The organism is Mycobacterium sp. E3251, assembly GCF_001666835.1.
In the GTDB taxonomy this organism is placed as follows: Bacteria; Actinomycetota; Actinomycetes; order Mycobacteriales; family Mycobacteriaceae; genus Mycobacterium.
This window is the reverse complement of the sequence record NZ_LZJF01000098.1, coordinates 1-755: the sequence shown is the minus strand read 5'-3', so window position 1 is coordinate 755 and position 755 is coordinate 1. Positions and strand designations below refer to the sequence as shown.

1 protein-coding gene is annotated in these 755 nt (G+C 70.7%); it reads left to right on the top strand.

What is annotated here, in order from left to right; all coding sequences use genetic code 11:
* Positions 1 to 18: 18 nt before the first annotated feature.
* On the top strand, positions 19 to 755 hold a 737-nt coding region (locus A5697_RS12545), incomplete at its 3' end, for a DUF222 domain-containing protein (protein WP_156673276.1).

The window sequence follows — 755 nt, the reverse complement described above, 5'->3', positions numbered from 1 at the left end:
GTTCGTAGGGTTTGCGGTATGGGTGTCAGTGGTCGTGAGGAGATCGTCGAGGTGTTCGACGCGCTCGACGACGACGTGGAGCGCCTGTGCGGGTTGTCTTTTGACGTGCTGACCACCCCGGAGCGGCTGCGCGCCCTGGAGCGCCTGGAACGGGTGTACCGCCGGCTGCGCGCTCCCCAGCACGCGTTGATCAACCAGCTCGACGCCCACGCCAGCCCCGCAGAGCTGGGTGGCTCACTGCGGGTGGGCCTGGCCGATCGGTTGCGCATCACCAAGGCCGAGGCCGCCCGGCGCATCGCCGACGCCCGCGATCTGGGCGAGCGGCGCGCGTTGACCGGCGAGCCGCTGGCGCCGGTGTTGAGCGCGACCGCGGCCGGCCAACGCGCCGGGGTCATCGGTGACAGCCACGTCAAGGTGATCCGGAGCTTTTTCGACCAGCTGCCCGCCGAGATCGACGCCTTGACCCGCCAGGCCGCCGAAGCCGACCTGGCCGGCAAAGCCGCCGGCTATCGGGCCGACGAGTTGGCCAAATACGCCGGGCGGGTGATGGATTGGCTGCACCCCGACGGGGAATTCAGCGACGCCGAGCGGGCCCGCAAACGCGGCATCACCCTAGGCGCCCAGGAGATCGACGGCATGTCACGCATCGGCGGGCTGATCACCCCGGAGCTGCGGGCCGCGATCGAGGCCATGCTGGCCAAACTGGCCGCCCCCGGGGCGTGCAACCCCGAGGACGACACCCCGATCGTGGATGC